The 18,491-nt window shown below is 69.5% G+C and carries 15 protein-coding genes; 2 read left to right on the top strand and 13 right to left on the bottom strand.

Annotated elements, in window-relative coordinates; translation table 11 throughout:
* Window positions 1-4: 4 nt before the first annotated feature.
* The 10 genes from asnB to ACIQF0_RS15555 all read right to left on the bottom strand — a co-directional run bounded on the left by asnB (window position 5) and on the right by ACIQF0_RS15555 (window position 13,744).
* Window positions 5-1,990, bottom strand: a complete 1,986-nt coding sequence (asnB, locus tag ACIQF0_RS15600; RefSeq protein WP_401029883.1) for an asparagine synthase (glutamine-hydrolyzing) — start codon at window positions 1,988-1,990, stop codon at window positions 5-7.
* A gap of 6 nt (window positions 1,991-1,996) precedes the next feature.
* On the bottom strand, window positions 1,997-2,260 hold the full coding sequence (locus tag ACIQF0_RS15595; protein WP_401029880.1) for an acyl carrier protein: 264 nt from the start codon (window positions 2,258-2,260) through the stop codon (window positions 1,997-1,999).
* Window positions 2,257-3,834, bottom strand: a complete 1,578-nt coding sequence (locus ACIQF0_RS15590) for a thioesterase domain-containing protein (RefSeq protein WP_401029877.1) — start codon at window positions 3,832-3,834, stop codon at window positions 2,257-2,259. The genes ACIQF0_RS15595 and ACIQF0_RS15590 overlap by 4 nt, the downstream gene beginning before the upstream one ends.
* Before the next feature lie 186 nt (window positions 3,835-4,020).
* Window positions 4,021-4,212: a hypothetical protein gene (locus ACIQF0_RS15585; protein ID WP_401029874.1), complete on the bottom strand. Its 192-nt coding sequence runs from the start codon at window positions 4,210-4,212 to the stop codon at window positions 4,021-4,023.
* An 84-nt stretch (window positions 4,213-4,296) separates the two neighbouring features.
* Window positions 4,297-5,337 (bottom strand): hypothetical protein, encoded by a 1,041-nt coding sequence (locus tag ACIQF0_RS15580; RefSeq protein WP_401029871.1) that lies wholly within the window; start codon window positions 5,335-5,337, stop codon window positions 4,297-4,299.
* 190 nt (window positions 5,338-5,527) lie between these two features.
* A complete protein-coding gene (locus ACIQF0_RS15575) occupies window positions 5,528-8,617 on the bottom strand; it encodes a BTAD domain-containing putative transcriptional regulator (protein WP_401029868.1) in 3,090 nt (1,029 codons plus the stop codon).
* A gap of 304 nt (window positions 8,618-8,921) precedes the next feature.
* A complete protein-coding gene (locus tag ACIQF0_RS15570; RefSeq protein ID WP_401029865.1) occupies window positions 8,922-10,112 on the bottom strand; it encodes a cytochrome P450 in 1,191 nt (396 codons plus the stop codon).
* A gap of 119 nt (window positions 10,113-10,231) precedes the next feature.
* Complete coding sequence (locus ACIQF0_RS15565; RefSeq protein ID WP_401029863.1) at window positions 10,232-11,410, bottom strand: serine hydrolase domain-containing protein; 1,179 nt, start codon at window positions 11,408-11,410, stop codon at window positions 10,232-10,234.
* Entirely contained in the window at window positions 11,403-12,860 is a 1,458-nt protein-coding gene (locus ACIQF0_RS15560) for an MFS transporter (RefSeq protein ID WP_401029860.1), read from the bottom strand. The genes ACIQF0_RS15565 and ACIQF0_RS15560 overlap by 8 nt, the downstream gene beginning before the upstream one ends.
* A 26-nt stretch (window positions 12,861-12,886) precedes the next feature.
* On the bottom strand, window positions 12,887-13,744 hold the full coding sequence (locus ACIQF0_RS15555; RefSeq protein WP_401029857.1) for a class I SAM-dependent methyltransferase: 858 nt from the start codon (window positions 13,742-13,744) through the stop codon (window positions 12,887-12,889).
* Window positions 13,745-13,792: 48 nt separating this feature from the next.
* Between ACIQF0_RS15555 and ACIQF0_RS15550 the strand changes: the two genes are divergently transcribed.
* A complete protein-coding gene (locus ACIQF0_RS15550) occupies window positions 13,793-14,365 on the top strand; it encodes a helix-turn-helix domain-containing protein (protein ID WP_401029854.1) in 573 nt (190 codons plus the stop codon).
* Between the two features lie 4 nt (window positions 14,366-14,369).
* Here the strand turns inward: ACIQF0_RS15550 and ACIQF0_RS15545 are convergent, their stop codons facing one another.
* Both ACIQF0_RS15545 and ACIQF0_RS15540 read right to left on the bottom strand, forming a co-directional pair.
* The gene (locus ACIQF0_RS15545; protein ID WP_401029851.1) at window positions 14,370-15,053 is read right to left on the bottom strand and encodes a response regulator; all 684 of its coding nucleotides are present in this window, start codon (window positions 15,051-15,053) and stop codon (window positions 14,370-14,372) included.
* Window positions 15,050-16,276, bottom strand: coding sequence for a sensor histidine kinase (locus ACIQF0_RS15540; RefSeq protein WP_401029848.1), 1,227 nt, complete (start codon window positions 16,274-16,276; stop codon window positions 15,050-15,052). The genes ACIQF0_RS15545 and ACIQF0_RS15540 overlap by 4 nt, the downstream gene beginning before the upstream one ends.
* A 137-nt stretch (window positions 16,277-16,413) precedes the next feature.
* On the opposite strand from ACIQF0_RS15540, the gene ACIQF0_RS15535 reads away from it, so the two are divergent.
* Complete coding sequence (locus ACIQF0_RS15535; RefSeq protein ID WP_401029845.1) at window positions 16,414-17,550, top strand: serine hydrolase domain-containing protein; 1,137 nt, start codon at window positions 16,414-16,416, stop codon at window positions 17,548-17,550.
* Window positions 17,551-17,562: 12 nt separating this feature from the next.
* Here ACIQF0_RS15535 and ACIQF0_RS15530 read toward each other — a convergent pair whose 3' ends face one another.
* Window positions 17,563-18,465, bottom strand: coding sequence for a DUF1963 domain-containing protein (locus ACIQF0_RS15530; protein WP_401029842.1), 903 nt, complete (start codon window positions 18,463-18,465; stop codon window positions 17,563-17,565).
* Between the last annotated feature and the right edge of the window lie 26 nt (window positions 18,466-18,491).

The raw sequence follows: 18,491 nt of genomic DNA, 5'->3' as shown, positions 1-18,491 counted from the left end.
TCGTCTATTCCTGGCCGTGTCCGGCCGGCAGCGCGCTCGTGCGGCGATCGACCACGTGCAGCCCGGCGCGCAGGGGCGAGGCGTCGAACGCCTGCCCGCGGACGAACCAGTGGTGCAGCCAGTGCAGGGAGGCCAGCAGCGTGAAGGCCTGGTTCTCCTTGGTCCCGATCCGTTCGGCGGGACTGGTGAAGACGCGGTCGACCAGTGCGCGGGTGAACCGCGGGTCGAGCACGCCGATCGCGTCGAGCGTGGTGGGGTCGGTGAGGACGTCGCGGAACTCCGGCCAGGCACGCACGAAGGCCGCGCCGTCGGTCGCGCGGTAGGGGAACTTGCCCTTGTCGATGACCTTTTTCGGGAGCACGTCGGCGAAAGCGCGCTTGAGGAGGTACTTCTCGTCGAACGGGTCGCCGAAGCGGTGGTTGAGCGACGCGGCCAGCTCCACGACCGCAGGGTCGAGGAACGGGCAGCGGTTCTCGACGCCGTGGGCCAGCGCCATCCGGTCGCCCTGGGTGGAGAGCAGGTAGCCGGACAGCAGCGTGCGGAACTCCAGCCACTGCGCCTTGCGCACGGCGTCGAGCTCCGCGTAGTCCGGTTCGGCCGCGACCATCCGCTGCGCCGCGGCGAACGGCTCGGTGGCGCCGCGCAGCAGACGTGCGGCGAACCTGCCGTTCTGGAACCGCATCTGGTGCGAGAACAGTCCGGTCAGGTGCTCCTCGGTGAACTGCTGGTACAGCCCCAGCATCCGCCGCGGCGCGTTCTCCCCGGAGAAGTGCGGGAGGTACGGGTAGATCCGCGAGATCCGCTCGAGGCGGGCCTGCTCGTCGAGGTCGTGCCAGGAGTCGAGCAGCAACGCGTCCTTGAAGATGCCGTACCCGAGGAACGCCTCGTCCGCGCCCTCGCCGCTCAGCACCACCTTGATGCCGGCCTCGCGCACCTTCTCGGCGAGCAGGTACATCGGCACGAAAGCGGTCCGGAACGCGGGCACCTCCGCGTGCCTGACCGCGGCCGGGAACGCCTGCACCACGTCGTCGTCCCGCACGCGCACGGACTGGTGGTGGGTGCCGAGGTCCGCGGTGACCGCCGCCTGCTCTGCCGACTCGTCGAACTGGGCGTCGTCGAACTCGATCGAGAACGTCCGCAGCGGGTGCTGCTGCCGTCCGGCCGCCAGGTGGGCGATGATCGACGAGTCGAGCCCGCCGGAGACGTAGACACCGACCTCGACGTCGCTGCGCAGCCGCACGTCGACCGCCGCGGTCAGCTCCGCCCGCACCAGCTCGATCGCGTCCTCTTCCGAGTCCGGCGGCAGACCCGGCTCCAGGTCGAGCGGGGCCCAGCGGCCTCGTTCGACCTCGTCACCGCGCAGGCACAGGAACTCGCCCATCGGGATCTGCTCGACGCCGCGGTACCCGCTCTGGTCCGGCAGCGGCGTCCAGGTCGCGAAGATCGACGCGAGCTGCTCGGAGTCGAAGGAGAACCGGAATCCGGGAACGGCCAGGAACGCCTTCATCTCGGAGGCGAAAAGCCACTTCCCCTCGTGTCGCGCGACGAACAGCGGGCGCTTGCCGAACCGGTCGCGCACGAGCGTGAGTTCGCCCGTCAGCGAGTCGTAGACGGAGAAACCGAACGCGCCGTTGAACCTCCGCAGGCAGTCACGTCCCCAGGTGATCCACGCCTGGAGCACGACCTCCGTGTCGGAGTCCGTGCGGAAGCGCACGCCGAGCCGGCGCAGTTCCGCGCGCAGCTCGCGGTAGTTGTAGAGCTCGCCGTTGTAGCAGAGCCACCACCGGCCGTCCTCGCTGCCGACCGGCTGCGAACCGTGGCTGAGGTCGATGATGCTCAGGCGGACCGTGCCCATCACGAGGCGGTCGTCCAGGTAGCACCCGGCCTCGTCAGGGCCGCGGTGCTCGATCTGGCGCAGCATCCCCGCGATCAGGTCCTGATGACCGGAGATCCGGTGGGCGCCCGCGTAGGCGCCTGCGATTCCACACATCCCCGGTCACCGACCGTCCACGACGGACAGCACGTGGGCCTCGACGAACTTCACGATCGCGTTGAGCGAGACCAGCACCTCGTCGAGCACCTGCTCACCCAGCTCGACGCCGTAGCTCTGCTGCACGTGGTTCATCAGCGAGATGTAGCCGAACGAGTCGAGCACCCCTGCCTTGAACAGGTCGGTGTCCTCGGTGATCTCTTCTCCGAAGGTGAACAGCGCCTCGTTCTCGAGGTAGCTCTTCAGCTCCGCGGTCAGCTCGGCGGTCATGGGGTTGCTCCTTCGATCAGGTGAGCCAGTTCAGGCCAGTGGGCGCGGATGAAGAAGTGGTCGCCCGGCAGTCGGTGACGGACCAGTGGTTCGGTGGTTTCTCGTTGCCACGCGACGATGTCCGCTTCGGTGAACGGTTCGAGGTCGCCGGTGACGACCGTGATCGGCACGTCCAGCGGCGCCTCGTGCGGGTGGCGGTACCGGCCGAGCACGGTGAAGTCCGCGCGCAGCACGCGTTCGTAGTGCGCCATGAGGTCCTCGTACTGGCGCAGCTGCTGGGGCACGCCGCCGAGCTCGTCGAGGTGTGCCCAGAAGGCGTCCCCGGTCAGCTGCCAGGTGTCCCGCTCCCGGCTGGGCACGGACGGCCCGCACTCGCCGGAGACGACCAGCCGCACCGGTGCGGGCAGGCCCTCGGCTCGGAGCTGCTGGCACACCCGGAAAGCGAGCCTGGCGCCGAGGCTGTGGCCGTAGACGGCGAACGGTTCGCCGGCGTTGTCCCGCAGGTGGTCCCGCAGCTGGCCGGTCAGATCCGCGACGAGCGCGTCGGGATCGGTGACGAGTGGCGTCGAGTGCCGCCGCCCGCGACCGGGCCGTTCCAGCGTCACCAGCTCGATGTCGCCGAGGTGCTCGTTCAGCGGCCGGTAGGAGTTCTCGTCGCCACCCGCGAACGCGATGGCGAACACCCGCCGGGGTGTTGCCGTCCGCGGAACGGGCGCGGTCTCGATCTGGCGCACCATCCTGGTCAGGACTCCTTCTCCGCCGATTTCCCGAAATCGCGCCGCAGGCTGCGAGCGCAGCACCGCGAGGACGCTGTCCGACCAGCGCACGGCGCCGTCGAGCTGGGCTGACAGCGTTGTCGCCACCTCGCCGTCGCGGTACGGCCGGGCGGTGGCGTTGGCGATCACCGTGCCGGCCAGCGGTGCGAACCGGAATCCGCGCAGGAACGCCGCGAACTCCTCCCGCGCCGGCTTCATGTACCGCGAGTGGAAGGCCGCGGACACGCGCACCTTGGCCACGCGCAAACCTTGTTCCGCAAGGACTTCGCGGGCACGGTCGATGTCGGCGGCCGGGCCCGAGAGCACGTTCTGGGTGGGGGTGTTGCGGTTCGCGATGTCCAGGGTCGTGAGCTCGTTCTCGGCGAGCAGCTCTTCGAGTCGCTGCACCGATGCACCCACCACGGCGAGCATCGCGCCGCCTCGCTCGGCCCCCATCAACGCGGACCGCTGCGCCACCAGCTTCAGGCCGGTCTCGAAGTCGAACGCCTTCGCGGCCAGCAAGGCGTTGTACTCCCCCAGGCTGTGCCCGAGCAGCACGCCCGCCGGCGGTTCGCCGCGATCGACGCTGTCCCAATAGGACAGTGCGTTCACCACGAAGATCGCGGGCTGCGTGTAGCGCGTGTCGTCGAGGCGGCCGTCCGGGTCTTCGAGGCACAGCCGCTCGATGTCGTAGCCGAGGACGTCGCTCGCCAGCGAGACGGCCTCGGGATAGCGGTCGAAGAGTCCCGCCCCCATCCCCTTGGCCTGGGTTCCCTGGCCGGGGAAGAGCGCGACGCCACCTCCGTGCGTGACAGGCATTGCTGCTCCGCTTCTCGGATCAGTGAGTTCAGAAGAGTTCTCCCCGAAAGCGGGGAGGAAGACCGGCTCATTCGGCCGGAAACAACGTCGCCAGACCGTTTTCGGGCATGGCTCTACCGCGGTCTGAATTGAGAATTGTTTCGCCGATCAGAAAGGATCGGCCACGAACCGGGGCAGGACGGCGACTCAGGCCGCGATCATTCCGACCTGAACGGCGCCGGCGCCGACGACCTGCGCGGATGCGGCCGACGGCACCGCGTTGGGGCCCTCGACCCCGGAGTCCGGACCGCCCAGAGCGATGACGGCCGCGACACCCAGGCTCATTCCGGTGAAGCGCGTGATGGCGGCGATGCGCTTCGCAGTTGAGTTCTTCAGCATTTTGTCACTCCCGTTCGCTCGACTGAAACCACTGTCGCAGCCGTGGTTCCCGATCCGTTCCTTCCGGGGATACCGCTTCAGTACCTACGCGGTAGGACCGGATCTGCGGGAATCCGGTGGCGAATCCGTCAGGAGCGCGACACCTCGGGCGCGGTCCAGCAGCGCCTCGACGGTTTCCGGTGTCGGCCCCTCGGCCACCACGTGCACAGCACCCTCAGTGGCCGAGCGGACGTGCTCCGCACCCGCGAACCAGCGGGCGCTCGACGGACGAACCTGGCCGCCCGCGAGCGCCCGGAAGAGTTCGGTCTGCACGTCGACGCCCGCCGCGATCTCGATGAGCCTGGTGATCGTCCTGGTTCCGAATCCCGGCTCGACGCTGACGACGCGGGGACCCCGTTCGGACAGCACGAGCGTCGTCTCCGCGGGTCCGAACTCATATCCCACCAGGTCGAGCACGGCCGCGACGGTCGCCCGCGCCTCCCTGGACACGGCCTCGACCGGCTCCGCCGGATGCAGGTACCGCACCCCGCCACCCGTGGCCCACTTCGACGTGACCCCGACGACGCGGTGCATGCCGTCCAGGGTCAGCGTGGTGATCACGACCTCGGGCCCGACGACGAACTGCGCGATCTCGACCGGCCCGGAATCGCCGCCGTGCAGCCATTCCGCCAGCTCGGCATCGCGGCGCAGCACGACCTCGCCTCGTCCCGAGCGGATCACCACGGGCAGGCCGATCCTGGCGACGGCCTCGGCGATGTCCTCACCGGCGGCGGTGGCGCGGCGGATCATCGGATACCTGCTCGTGGCCAGCACCTCCGCGAGCCTGTCGTCCTCGGCGAGGACGCGGGCGGCACCGGCGGAGTCCGGAACCGTTTGTGCCGCAGGGAATCCGTCCGAGGCGAGGACGTGCGTGATGTGGTGGTCCCGGACGACCCTCGCGACGGTCCTCGTCACGGCGTTCCTGTCGTTCGGGTCGACCACGTCGGTCTGGTCCACCGCGAGCATCGCGAAGGCCTGCCGCTCGTGCTCCGCGATCACCAGCCGCAGGTCGACCCCGCTCCGCACTGCCTTGCGCGCAAGCGGCACCGACGGGAAACACAGCAGCAGCCGTGTGTCCGCGCTCATCTCCGGTTCGCGTTTCCGGCCCCATCGGGCCGAGTGCTCATGTGCCGCCACTTCATCGTCGCGCTCCTCAGCAGATCGGTGAGGCCCGACGAAGTCTGGCCACATCAGCTGTTGACACCTGCTTGTGAGCCAGAATGCCTTCAGCGGATACCAATCCGTTCCCGTTGTAAATCCGGGTGGGAGCGCACCGTCAGATGCGCGCGTCCTGAGGAACGCCAAGGCTTTCGAACAGGGCGTTCGCCCGCCGCTCGAGCGAACGGGCCTGGTCGGTCTCTCCCCGCCGGTCGCAGATCTCGGCCAGGCCGATGAGTGCCCGTGCTTCCTCGATGCGGCAACCGATCCGGGTGGCGAGCACGAGCGCGCGCTCGTGCAGAGTCCACGCCTCGGCCAGTTCCGCCTGAGCTCTGTGCAGACGGGCCGCCAGGTTGTCGATGACGATGGTCCGCAGCGGTGTCCACCGCACCTTCTGATGCCCCAGCCCCAGCCCGAGCGCGGCGAACTGCCGGGCCTCGGCCGTGCGGCCCTGACGGTGGACGACCAGTGCGGAAAGGACGTACACGAGCGCGATGTCGCCGGGGACCCCGGCGGTCAGGGTGAGATCGCGCGCGGTGGCCAGCAGTGCGTCCGCCGCGGCCACGTCACCCATCGCGAGACGGGTCATCGCGAGGTAGGCGAGCGTGACGACCTCGTTCTCCTGCACGCCGAGCTCGCGGTTCAGCAGCAGGGCGCGCTCGCCGACGGCGATGGCCTCGGCGTAGTCACCCCGCTGCTCGTGCAGGGTGCCGAGGTTGACCAGCGACTCCGCCTCCGCGCGTCCGGCACCCAGCTCCCGCTTGATGCGGATGGCCTCCTCCAGCAACGTCCTGGCCTCGTCGTGCTTCCCGGACGTGAGCACGAGCAGGCCGAGCACGCCGGTGTCCTTCGCCACGCCCCTGCGGTCGTCCATCGCCTTCGCGACGGCCAGCGCCTCCGACACGGCCTCGATTCCCGCCGCCAGCCGGCCGAGCTTCCAGTTGGCCACCGCCAGGTTCGAGAGACTGAACCGCAGCAGTTCGGCGTCGCCGACCTTCCGCGAGGAGATGACGGCCAGCCGCGCCACCTCGGCGAACTCCTCGGAGAGCCCGTCCGCGTCCAGCAGGAACACGACGTTGCGCGCCAGCCGGGCGACCTGGCTGTCGAACCCGCGCTCATGGGCCAGCACGAGCGCCTCGCGCAAGGTGGCCTGCTCGCGGTAGGTCCACTTGCGGGCGGCCTCGCCGGTGGACATCGGGGGAAGCTCGAACATCTCGGCGATCGGCGTGCTCCGCAGCACCGCCCTGCCGGGGAACAACACGTCGCACGCGTGGTCGGTGGCCCGCACGTAGTACTCGAGCAGGCGCGCGAACGCGGCGCGCGTCTCCGCCAGGACCTCGTCCCCGCTCTCCGCGTGGGTGAGCTGGCGAACGAAACTGCGCACCAGGTCGTGGAACGTGTAGCAGCCGATCTCGTGCTGCTTCAGCATGTGCGCGTCGAGCAGCACCTCGAGAACGGCCTCCGCGTTGAGCGCGGACATGCCGAGCAGTGCCGCCGACGAGTAGACGTCGACGTCGCGACCCGGGCACACCCCGAGCATCCGGAAAGCGGTGCGGTGCCGTGACGCGAGACCTTCGTAGGACATCCGCAGCGACAGGTCCACACCGCGCTCACCGGACTTGAGCTCGTCCAGGAGCCGGGACTCGTCGCTCATGCGGTCGACGAGATAGCTGATCGGCCATCGAGGCCGGTTGCCGAGGCGGCTGAGCGCGATCCGCAACGCGAGCGGCAGGTGACCGCACAGTGCGACGAGCTCGGCCACCGCCTCGGGTTCGGCCGCCGCCCGGCGACCGCCCAGCACCTGGGCCGCCATCGCGGCGCCGTCCTCGTTCGTCATCGTCCCCAGGGTCATCCAGTGCGCACCGTCGAGATCGATGAGCCGCGTCCTGCTGGTGACCAGCACCAGCGCCTGACCGCTCTGCGGCAGCAACGGCAGCACCTGGGCGACGTCGCAGACGTTGTCCAGCAGGACGAGCAGCCGGCTCTCCGTCGTCATCGTCCGCCAGAGGGCGATCCGCGCGTCGGCCTCGGAGGGCAGGGCGTCGGTCTCCACACCGAGCATGCCCAGCAGCTTCTCCGCGGCGATCGCCGGTGACACCGGCGCGCCACCGGCGGTGTAGCCGCAGAGGTCGAGGGCGAGCTGCCCGTCCGGGTAGTGGTCGGCCGCCAGGTACGCGAAGCGCACGGCCAGCGACGTCTTGCCCACGCCGCCCATTCCGTCGATCGCGACGACCTGCGGCCCCTGGCCGGCCGGTTCGCTGAGGATCTCCTGCAAGGCCGACAGTTCGGGCTCTCTGCCGATGAAGTCCGTGAGGTCGTAGGGCAACGAGCGCAGGGCCGTCCTGGGCACCGCCTTCGCGACGGGGTGCGGCGCGCTCTCGGCCACCGGGGTCTCGACCGGCCCAGGGGCACCGAGCGCCGGGTCGTTGCGCAGAATGCGCTCGTACAGCGCGGAGAGCTCCCGGCCGGGGTCGATTCCCAGTTCCTCCACCAGCAACCGGCTGAGCTGCTGGTACTCGTTGAGCGCGTGCGCCTGCCGGCCGCAGCGGTAGAGGGCCAGCATCAGCTGGGAGCGAAGCCTCTCCCGCAACGGGTTGGCTGCCACGTGTTCCCGGAGCTCGCTCACGAGTTCCCTGGACTCACCGCGGGCCAGGCGCAGATCGGTGAGCTGTTCGACGGCGTCGAGATAGCGTTCCCGGAGCGCGACCTCCGCCGTCCGGATCGCCTGGCCACCGCTGCCCGCGAGCACCTCGCCCCGCCGCAGGGCCACCGCGGCCTGCAGGTGACTGGCGGCCTCCTCCCAGCTCTGCCGGGAGGTCGCTCGTCCCGCCTTCTCCAGCAGGTCCAGGAAGACCTTGAGATCCAGCTGCTCGACCGGCAGCTCGACCCGGTAACCCGGTCCCTCGGTCAGGATCAGCTCGCCGCCGGAAGGGATCAGCTGACGCAGCCGCGCGACCGCCTTGCGCACCTGGTGGGTCGCGGTGGCGGGAGGCTCCTCGTCCCACACGAAGTCGACCAGCTGCGAGACCGACATGACCTGCCCGGCGTCGAGCAGCAGCGCGACCATGACCCGTTCCTGCACGGGGCCACCGAGATGAATCCGGCGACTCCCAGCCCAGCACTCGAGCGAACCGAGCAGGTTGATCCGCAGGCCCTGCTCACCCGCCGGTTGCAAGGTCGACGAGGGACCTTTCGACGTGCCGGTCACATCGTCACCTCACTCAGATCGGGCTCATGCAGCCAAACGCATTTCGATCAGAGAACCGGGATTCGAGGCCGATCGACCTGCACCACCACCGAAGCTACTACGACACACAATACAGATCGGCGACCAATGCGAACAGATCATCGCTCCGCCACACAAGAGACTGGGTAATTGCCAGATTCTGCCTCTGCCACAATTTCAACCGAGCACAAGATCTGGGAAAATCCCAAAAGAAAATGCGATACGCACTCAGCGCGACGTCGGCGGCAGGCAGCGGGTTCGCGCTACCTGCCGCCGGCTCGGCCGTTCACGCCGACCAGGTCACTGGCAACGAGTGGACTCCGTAGAGCAGCATGTCCGTGCGCAGCGGCACGTCTTCCGGCGCCACGTCCAGCCGGAGGTCGGGGAACTCCTGGAACAGCCGGGTGAAGGTCGTCCGCATCTCGATCCGCGCGAGCTGGTGACCGAGGCACTGGTGGATGCCGTGGCCGAAGGCGAGGTGGTGGTGGGGGCCCTCCCGGCGCAGGTCGAGCTCGTCGGGGTTGCCGGGGAACTTCTTCGGGTCCCGGTTGGCCGTGGGCAGGTGCGCCAGCACGGTGTCGCCGGCCTTGATCACGTGCCCGTCGATCTCCACGTCCTCGAGCGCGGTGCGCAACGGTCCGAAGTGAGGGACCGAGAGGTAGCGCATGAGCTCCTCGACGGCGTTGTCGACGATCTCCGGTTCGTCCTTGAGGATCTTCAGCTGGTCCGGGTGCTGCAGGAGCGCGAAAGTGCCGAGGGCCAGCATGTTCGCCGAGGTCTCGTGACCGGCCAGGAGGAGCAGCAACGCCATGTTCGACGCTTCCTCGTCGGTCGGTCCCCCGGAGACCAGCAGGCCGCTGAGCATGTCGTCGCCGGGGTTCTCCTTCTTCCTGGCGACCAGCTCCCGGAGAAAGCTCTTGATCCGGTTCAGGGCCGCCATCAGCTCCTCTGGCGAGGTGTCCTGACTCGCCAGCATCTCGGTGTCCCCCTGGAACCGGTGCCGTTCGTCGTAGTCGATGCCGAGCAGCGCGCAGATCACCAGTGACGGGATCGGGAGGGTGAAGTCCTTCACCAGGTCCGCCCGGTCGCCGAGCGAGCGCAGATGCCTGAGCTGGTTCTCGACGATCTCACCGATCCAGCCGGACAGCTGGTTCATCCTGCGCACGGTGAACTGGCCCTGCAGCAGCTTGCGCAGCCGGGTGTGGTCCGGCGGGTCCTGGCTGACGAAGTTGCCGGGATCGTCGGAGCCCTGGAACCGCGGGTCGAGCAGGTGGTGGTTGTCCCTGTCGCTGCTGAACTTGGGGCTGCCGAAGACTTCCCGCAGCTGGTGGTAGCCGGTGACGAGCCAGCCGACGTGACCGTCCGCGAACCTCAGCCTGCTCATCGGAGCCCTGTTCCGAATCGCGGTGATCTCGGCGGGCGGGTCGAACGGGTGCTCGCGTCCCAGTGGCAGTTCGTCGGAGATCAGTTCGGTCATCTCACACAACTTCCCGGTGCTCAGGAACGGAATTCCGCTTGCTTTCGCAGTAGCGGATCCATTGTCAACGGCCACAACGGGAGTCCGGCCTTCCTGGCACAGATGTTCCGGTACTAGTACTAATGTTTGAGCGCGTCGCGCAGTGCCGTGGTGATTCGACCGGCCCGTTCGTCCACCATCGCCGGCATCCGGTTGTTGAGGTAGGCGAATCCGACCTGCGCGCCGGCGTCGGCGAAGGCCAGTGCCCCGTTGGCGCCGTCGTGGCCGAACGAGGTGTCCGACAGCAGCGACCGGGCCGGACCGTCGAGGAGGAAGCCGGTGGAGAAGCGGATGCCGGGCGGCGTGAGCGCACCTGGCCACGAGGCGCCGGACGAGCGAGGGGTCAGCGCGTCCGCGATGCTCTCTTCGGTCAGCAAGGGCCCGATTCCCTGCGTGGACGTGACCGCCGTGCTGTAGATGCGGGCCAGGTCGCGGGCGGTGGTGATGCCGTTGGCAGCCGGGATCTGCGCGGAGTGCAGCGCGGGTGAGTTGAAGTCGAGTCCGTGCGCGGGGTCGATGGGCCGGAGGGGAAGAAGGCCTCCGAGGGTGACCGACCGGACGAACGTCGGCATGGCGAGGATCTTCCGCACCAACTCGGCCGTCTGCGGGGAGGTGTCGGCCGGGGCGGGCACGATCCGGGCGACTCGGGAGTGGAGGTCGTCCGGCAGCCCGATCCACGCCTGCGCGGCGAGGGGTGCCGACAGGTAGTGGTCCAGCAGGTCGCCGGGGAGCCTGCCGGTGGCGCGGCGCAGGACTTCCCCGGTGAGCCAGCCGTAGGTCAGGGCGTGGTACGCGAACGTCGTTCCCGGGGTGAACTGGGGCCGGGTGGCCTCGATCGCGGCGACGACGGGCGTCCAGCGGGTCACGTCGTCGAGGTCGAGGTCGGCATCGATCGCGACCACGCCCGCGCGGTGGCTGAACAGGTCGCGAACGGTGGTGGCTTCCTTGCCGTGGGCCGCGTATTCGGGCCACAGCGAGGTGACGGGCGCGTCGAAGTCGAGCAGACCCTCTTGCTGGGCAAGGTAGGCGGACAGCGCCATGAGTCCTTTGGTGACGGAGAAGGTCACCGCGAGGGTGTCCGCGGTCCAGCGCTCACCGGAGGTGGCGTCGGCGACTCCGGCGTGCAGATCCACCACCAGGCGGCCGTCGCGGTACACGGCGACGGCGGCGCCCGTTTCCAGGTTCTCGTCGAAGTTGGCGCGGAAGGCGTCGGCCACCGGGCCGAATCCCTCGTCGGCGAATCCGTGGACTTCAGTCATGAGTGTTTCCCTTGTCCGGCCGCCGGTAGAGCAGGGCGGTGATGAGGGCGCCGGCGAAGAAGAGCCCGGCGGCCCAGGTGAAGGCGGTGGCGTAGCTGTGCAGGGCGGCCTGGCTCCGAACCGCCGGGTCGGCCGTGTTCCTGCCGGTCAGGTAGGAGAGGGCGGCACTGGCCGCGAGGGTGTTGAGCAGGGCCGTGCCGATGGAGCCGCCGACCTGCTGCATGACGTTGACGGTCGCCGAGGCGATACCGGCGTCCTGGGCGGGCACGCCGTGGGTGGCCAACGACATCGCGGGCGGGACGATGCCGCCCAGGCCGGCGCCGATGACGATCAGCGGGGGCAGCACGCTGGCCCAGTAGCCGGAGGTGAGGTCGAGGGCGGTGAGCCAGAGCAGGCCGGAGCCGGACAGGACGAAACCGGCCGGCAGCACCTTCCCTGCGCCGAGGGCGGGAACGAGCTTCGTGGTGGAGACCTGGGCGACGGCCATCATCGCCAGGATCATCGGCAGGTAGGCCAGACCGGTCGCGACGGGAGTGAACCCGCGGTCGGCCTGCAGGTAGTAGGTCAGGAACAGCAGGACGCCGAACAGGCCCGCGCCGGTGACCAGCAGAGCGGCGAACGACGCGGCCCGGTCGCGGTCCCGCAGCACGCTCAGGGGCAGCAGCGGGTCCTCCGAGCGACGCTGCCAGAGCGTGAACGCCACGATCAGCACGACACCGGCGGCGAGGAATCCCCAGGTCAGGGGCGAGCTCCAGGAGTGCGACTCGGCGTTGGCGAAGCCGTGGACCACGGCGAACAGGCCCGCCGAGATCATCGCGGTACCGGGCAGGTCCAGCCGGGAGCCGGCCCTGTCCCTGGTGTGGACCAGCAGCCGCGTTCCTCCGGCGACGACGGCAGCGGCGAAGACGACGTTGATGAACATGGTCCAGCGCCAGTCCAGGAACTGAGTCAGCGCGCCGCCGATCAGCAGGCCGAGCACCGTGCCCGAGGCCCCGATCGCGCCGAAGACGCCGAACGCCCTGGCGCGCTCCCTCGTCCCGGTGAAGGTGGTGTTCAACAACGACAGCACGGCCGGAGCGAGCAGAGCGGCGAACACGCCCTGCAGTGCGCGGGCGGTGACCAGGACGCCGAACGAGGGCGCGATGCCGCCGATCGCGGAGGCGATGGCGAAGCCGGCCCCGCCGATCAGGAAGGCCGGTTTGCGGCCGAAGAGGTCGGCGAGCCGTCCTCCCGGCAGGAGCAGCGCCGCGAAGGCCAGCGCGTAGGCGGTGATGACCCACTGCCGCGAGCCGTCGGAGAACCCGAGGTCGGCCTGGGCCGACGGCAGGGCGATGTTCACGATGGTGGTGTCCAGCACCACCATCAGCTGGGCCAGGCCCAGCACGGCGAGGACTCGTCCGCGGCGGGGCGCGGTCGCACCATCGGTTTCGAGGACCGCGGCGGTGCTCATGGCGGACTCCAGTTCGTCGCGGCGGTTCACGGGCGGCGGGCGATCCAGGTGGTGCGCGTGGTGCGCACGCTCAGGTCGTCGCGACGGGCGATGCCGTGCGGCCGCGTCTCGTCCAGCAGTGCGTCGAGGGAGGCCAGGTCGTCCGCGTCGAGGAGGTCGGTGGCGTGCGAACGCAGCTTCGCGAGGCAGATCTGGGCGTAGTCGTTCAGCAACGGCCCGGCCTGCGTGCCGTCGAGGCGGATCTCGAACGGGCGCCGCTCCTCGATCGTGAATCCGGCGTCCTGGAGTTGGCCGATCCACTCGTGGGGTGGCTGGGTGTTCGTGGCGGCGTGCAGGCGGGCCTCCAGCCCAGGCCGGCCGATGCCGGTGTCCTCGGGCAGGAAACGGGGGAAGAAGTCCATCTCGGTGACGGCCAGCAGCCCGCCCGGCCGCAGGTTCTCGAACGCCCGCGCCAGGGTGCGGGCGGGGTCGGTCACGTGGTGCAGGAAGGCCGCGGCCCAGATCAGGTCGTACGGAGCGCCCTCACCGATCTCGGTCCAGGACTCGTCGAGGTTCGCCTCCAGCGTGCTGATCCGCTCGGCGACCCAGTGCGCGGCGGCCTGCTTGCGCAGGCGGTGCAGCATCTGCGGGGAGATGTCCACCGCCGTCACCGCCGCCGAACCGAACTGACGGGCGAGGGCGAGACTGCCCGTGCCGGGGCCGCTGCCCAGGTCCAGGATCCGCGCCGGGGCGGGGTGCGCGAGAGCGGCGAGCCGGCCGGTCAGTTCCGCCAGGTAGGAGGCCAGGACCTCGGCGTCCAGTTCCAGCAGCCGTGCCAGCGCGATGTCGGAGCCACCTGCTCGCTCGTGCTCGATGTGACTGTGGACGTCGCGGTGTGTGTTCATGCCACGAAGGTAGATCGATCATTGCCACCGCGTCATACACTCTTGCCGGTGGAGCAAGAATCAACGTTGGACGTCACCGTTCGGATGCGAATCAGGTCCCTGCGCAAGGCACGCGGCTGGTCACTGGACAACCTCGCCGAACGCGCGGGCATCAGCCCGTCCCAGCTCAGCCGCATCGAGACCGGGCACCGCCGGCTGAGCCTCGACCAGCTCACCGCCATCTCCTCCGCGCTGGGCAAGTCCCTCGACGAGCTCGTCGAGTCCCCCGACGACTCCGACGTGGTGATCCGCCCCGACCGCGACGACAGCCGCGGCCTGACCACCTGGCTGCTGAGCAAGGACAACGGCCCGCCGGGCCTGACCGTCGCCAAGATGCGGATCACCGACCAGGCGGGTGGCATCACCCCCGACGACCTCGGTGTCCATCCCGGCAGGGACTGGTTCACGGTGCTGTCCGGCACCGTCGTGCTCTACCTCGGCGAACGAGTCATCCGCGTCGAGGCCGGTCAGGCCGCCTCGTTCTCGACCATGACCCCGCACGCCGTCCGCAGCGATCGCGGCCCGGCCGAGATCCTCTGCATCCTCGACCACAACAGCGAACGCGCCCACCTCCACCCTTGAGCCGTCACAACCCAGAGGTGTTGTGGGGTTCGATCAGGCCGTAGTGGTGTGCGAAGCGCACGGCGTGCACGCGGTCCCTCAGGTCGAGCTTGGCCAGCACCCGCGACACGTGCGACTTGATCGTTTCGCCGCTGACGTAGAGCTGGTCGCAGATCTCGGCGTTCGTGAATCCCGCGGCCATCAGCAGGAACACCTCGTGCTCGCGCGGCGTGAGCCGTTCAAGTCCCGGCGCCGCGCTGCGTGCCGGGACGGTCGCGGCCAGGGTCTCGGCCAGCCGGGGCGCGAGCCTGCGGGTGATCGTCGGGTCGATGTAGGTGTCGCCTCTGGCCGCGACGCGGATCGCGGTGACCAGTTCCTCCGGAGGCAGGCTCTTCAGCAGGAACGCGCTGACGCCCGAGGCGAGCGCCGTCCGGACGTACTCGTCGGTGTCGAAGGTGGTCAGCAGGACGATCTTGAGCGGATGCGTGCCGGAGGAACGGAGTTCGCGGGCCGCCGCGAGGCCGTCCAGCTTGGGCATGCGCACGTCGAGGACGGCCACGTCCGGGCGCAGGGACCGGGTCGTCTCGACCGCGCTGTAGCCGTCCCCGACATCGGCGACGCACTCCATGTCCGGCTGCGCGTCGAGCACCGCGCGCAGGCCGGATCGGAACACCGCGTGGTCGTCGGCGATCAGGATGCGCAGGGTCATGATCCGGTTCCCGTCGGCATCGTCACGGTGCTCTCCCAGTACTGGCCGTCCCCGGCCGGCCCCGCCGACATGGAGCCACCCAGTGCCTCCGCCCGCTTGCGCATTCCGTCCAGGCCGACGCCCAGACCCTGGTGCCCCGCAGGGACATCCCTGGCATTGTCCTCAGTGGACCGGATCCGGTTGCGCGCGGTCACCGACACGTGAGCGCCGCTGTACTCGAGTTCCACCCGGGCCAGTCCTCCATCGCCGTGCCGCAGTGCGTTCGTCATCATCTCCTGCACCACCCGGTACAACATCGTGTCGATGCCGCGCGGTACCGGACGAGGATCGTCGTAGACGACGAAGCTGACCTGAAGCCCGGACGCGCGCACGCCGTCGAACAGGTCCGGGAGCTTCGCGAGACCTGGCTGGTCCGGCGACGCCTCGCCCTCGTGCAGCAACGAGAGCAAGCGTCGCAGGTCGATCATCGCCGCCCGGCTGGACCCTTCCACCGCGGCGAGCGACGTCCGCACCGGGCCGGTGCCCGCGCCGTCGAGGTTCAGCCGCGCGGCCGTGGCGTGGACACCGATCGCGCTCACGTGATGCGCGATGACGTCGTGCAGGTCTATCGCGATCGCCTCGCGCTCCCGTGCCAGCGCCTGGTTCAGCTCGGCCTCGGCGTCCCGCACGGCGGCCTCCCGCTGGTTGCGGAGTTCGTCGACGTACGCCTTGCGCCCGGTGGTGTAGCGGCCGACCAGCCACGGCAGCAGTGAGTTGGCGACCACCAGCGACAGCACGGTGACGGGCGCGGTCAAACCGCTGATCACCAGTGACGACAACACTCCGGCCGCGAGGACGACGAGCGATCCCTTGGCAGGCCAGCCCTTCAACCAGGCGCCCGCGCGATAGGCGGCGACCAGCTGCCCGGCGGTGCTCGCGCTGCGGCCGGGCAGGACGAGGGCCAGCACCGGGACGAGGACGGCGTGGACGAGCGCGACCCACCCGGACAGCCGCGGCGCCGTCGCCAGCGCCGCGTCGGCGACGACGATTCCGGCCAGGAACAGGAGGTTCGCCGATCCCAGTTCGGGCCCGCGCGTCGCGAAGCTCACCACGTCGGTCACCAGGCACGCGGCCGCCACCATGATCGACTGCCGGGCCAGCGACCGCGCCACGGGCTGATCGTCCCCTGACCGGAGCACCCGGCGAGCCGCCGTCTTCCCGAAGGCCGTTGCGCTGCTGAACATCCGGACATTGTGTCCGGCGCGGGACCGCCAGTAGTCCCCCTGCAGGGGGAGAAATGATCACGGCGCAGGGCGACGATCCGTGCGTTCCGGCTCCCTAGCGTTTCGTCCACCAGTTCGTTTCGTGGAAGGAACATCCCGTGAAGATCCGTGTGACCGGCAAGCTCGCCGCACTCGCCTGCGGCTTGGCGCTGTTCGTGTCGTCCTGTGGTTCGGACACCGCCCCCGCGGCACCGGAAGCAGGGAATGTCGTGCAACCCGAACTGGACGAGCTCACCGCGGCCGGCGGCGTTCCCGGCGCCGAGGCACTCCTGCGGGACAAAGATCAGGTGCGCACCTCGACCAGCGGCGTCGCGAACCTCGCCGACAAGACACCGATGATCTCCGATGGCCGGATCCGGGCCGGCAGCATCACGAAGTCCTTTGTGGCCACCGTGGTCCTGCAACTGGTGGCGGAAGGCAAGGTCGACCTGGACGCGCCGATCGAGAAGTACCTGCCGGGACTCGTGGCAGGCAACGGCAACGACGGCACGAAGATCACCGTCCGCCACCTGCTCCAGCACACCAGCGGGCTGCCGAACTACCTGGGCAAGCTCGCCGGCATCGATCCGGAGACCCTCCGCAACCAGGGAGCGAATCCCGCCGAACTGGTCGCGACCGCCGTGCAGCAGCCCTCGCTCTTCGCCCCCGGCACCGGATGGACCTACTCCAACACCAACTACATCGTCCTCGGCATGCTGGTCGAGAAGGTCTCCGGCGACACCCTCTCCCAGCAGATCGACCGGCGCGTCGTCCGTCCCCTGAACCTGACCAGCACCTACCTCCCCGGCCGCGGCGACACCGAACTCCCCCAGCCGCACGCCATCGGTTACGTACCAGGCAAGAGCGGCGTGATCGACTTCAGCGACTACGACTCGACGCTCGCGTGGGCGGCAGGCGGGCTGATCTCCACGTCGAGGGACATCGCGACGTTCTACGACGCGTTGCTGGGCGGCCGCATCCTGCCGCCCGCCCAGCTTCAGGCGATGAAGTCAGCCGTGCCCGCGCCGAACCTCGGGGTGGCGAACGCGTCCTACGGACTCGGCCTGTTCACCGTGCCGCTCCCCTGCGGAGGCCAGTACTGGGGCCACGAAGGATCCACCTTCGGCTACATGTCGATGGCCGGCGTCGGCCCGGACGGCCGCATCGCCGTCATCGCGGTGAACGCCTACCCCGTGAAGCCCGAGACGTCGGGCGCGATCATGTCGACGTTCGCCACCGCGCTGTGCGGCAAGTGACCGGCGTGCGCGCTACTCGGTGAACATGGTGAACGACCGCATCTGGTCGAAGCGCGCGGCGGCGAGATCGTCCGAGCTGATCAGGAAGCACCCGTAGTACACGTCGCTTTCCGTGTGGAACTGGGCGAGCGGCACCCAGTCCCGGCTCAGCCGGTCCGCCTCCTCGTGCAGCAGGCGGAACCACTCCGCGCTGTGCAGTTCGGGGCCGTCTCCAGGCCGGTCGCCGAGGTGGACGGACGCCATCTGCGTCCACGGGCCGTCCTGGCCGCCGATCTCGGAGCAGTACCCACCGAGGCGGAGTGCGGCGGACCTGGCGGGCGCCGGCCAGAGTTCGCCGACCAGCGCGCACAGGTCGTCGATGTGCTTCAGCTCGTCGAAGAGCTGCTTCACGGTGTCCGACCGGAACTCGACGTCGCGGTCCTCGATCCAGTCCGGCAGAACCGGCTGAACCCACGCGGAGAGCCGGCGCTCGGGGATGAGGAACGGGATCTCCTCGTGGAAGAACGTCCTGCTGTCGTGGCCGGACGGCGGTGCCGCCACCGCCGTGTCCGTTCCTGCCGGGACGTACAGCGCTCGCGCGTAGTGCGACTCGGCACCGGGGGAATGTTCTTCCATGTCCTCCTCGTGGTGCAGGAACAACAGCAGCGAGCCGTCCTGCGGCAGGGCGAGCCCTTCGGCCCGGGGAAGGGCCGCGAGGTCCACCGAGCCGACGAACGGCAGCGGGTCTCCGCCGCCCGGCCACTCCACGCCCACCGGTAACCGGGGCAGTCCCCCGAGTTGCCCGACGCCTTCGTCCTCGGCGCCGGCCGCACCCGTCCAGATCGCGAACCGGAGCTGGTCGGCGAACTTGCCTACCTCGTCGTCGGGGAGGTCACGATCGAGTGCGGTGCTGCGGAACTGCTCGTAGCGATTCATGGCGCAGCATGATCGCAGACCGGTGG

Source organism: Lentzea sp. NPDC092896 (assembly GCF_044754905.1).
Lineage (GTDB): Bacteria > Actinomycetota > Actinomycetes > Mycobacteriales > Pseudonocardiaceae > Lentzea.
The sequence above is the reverse complement of the archived record's forward strand: the minus strand, read 5'-3'. Positions and strand labels throughout refer to the sequence as shown.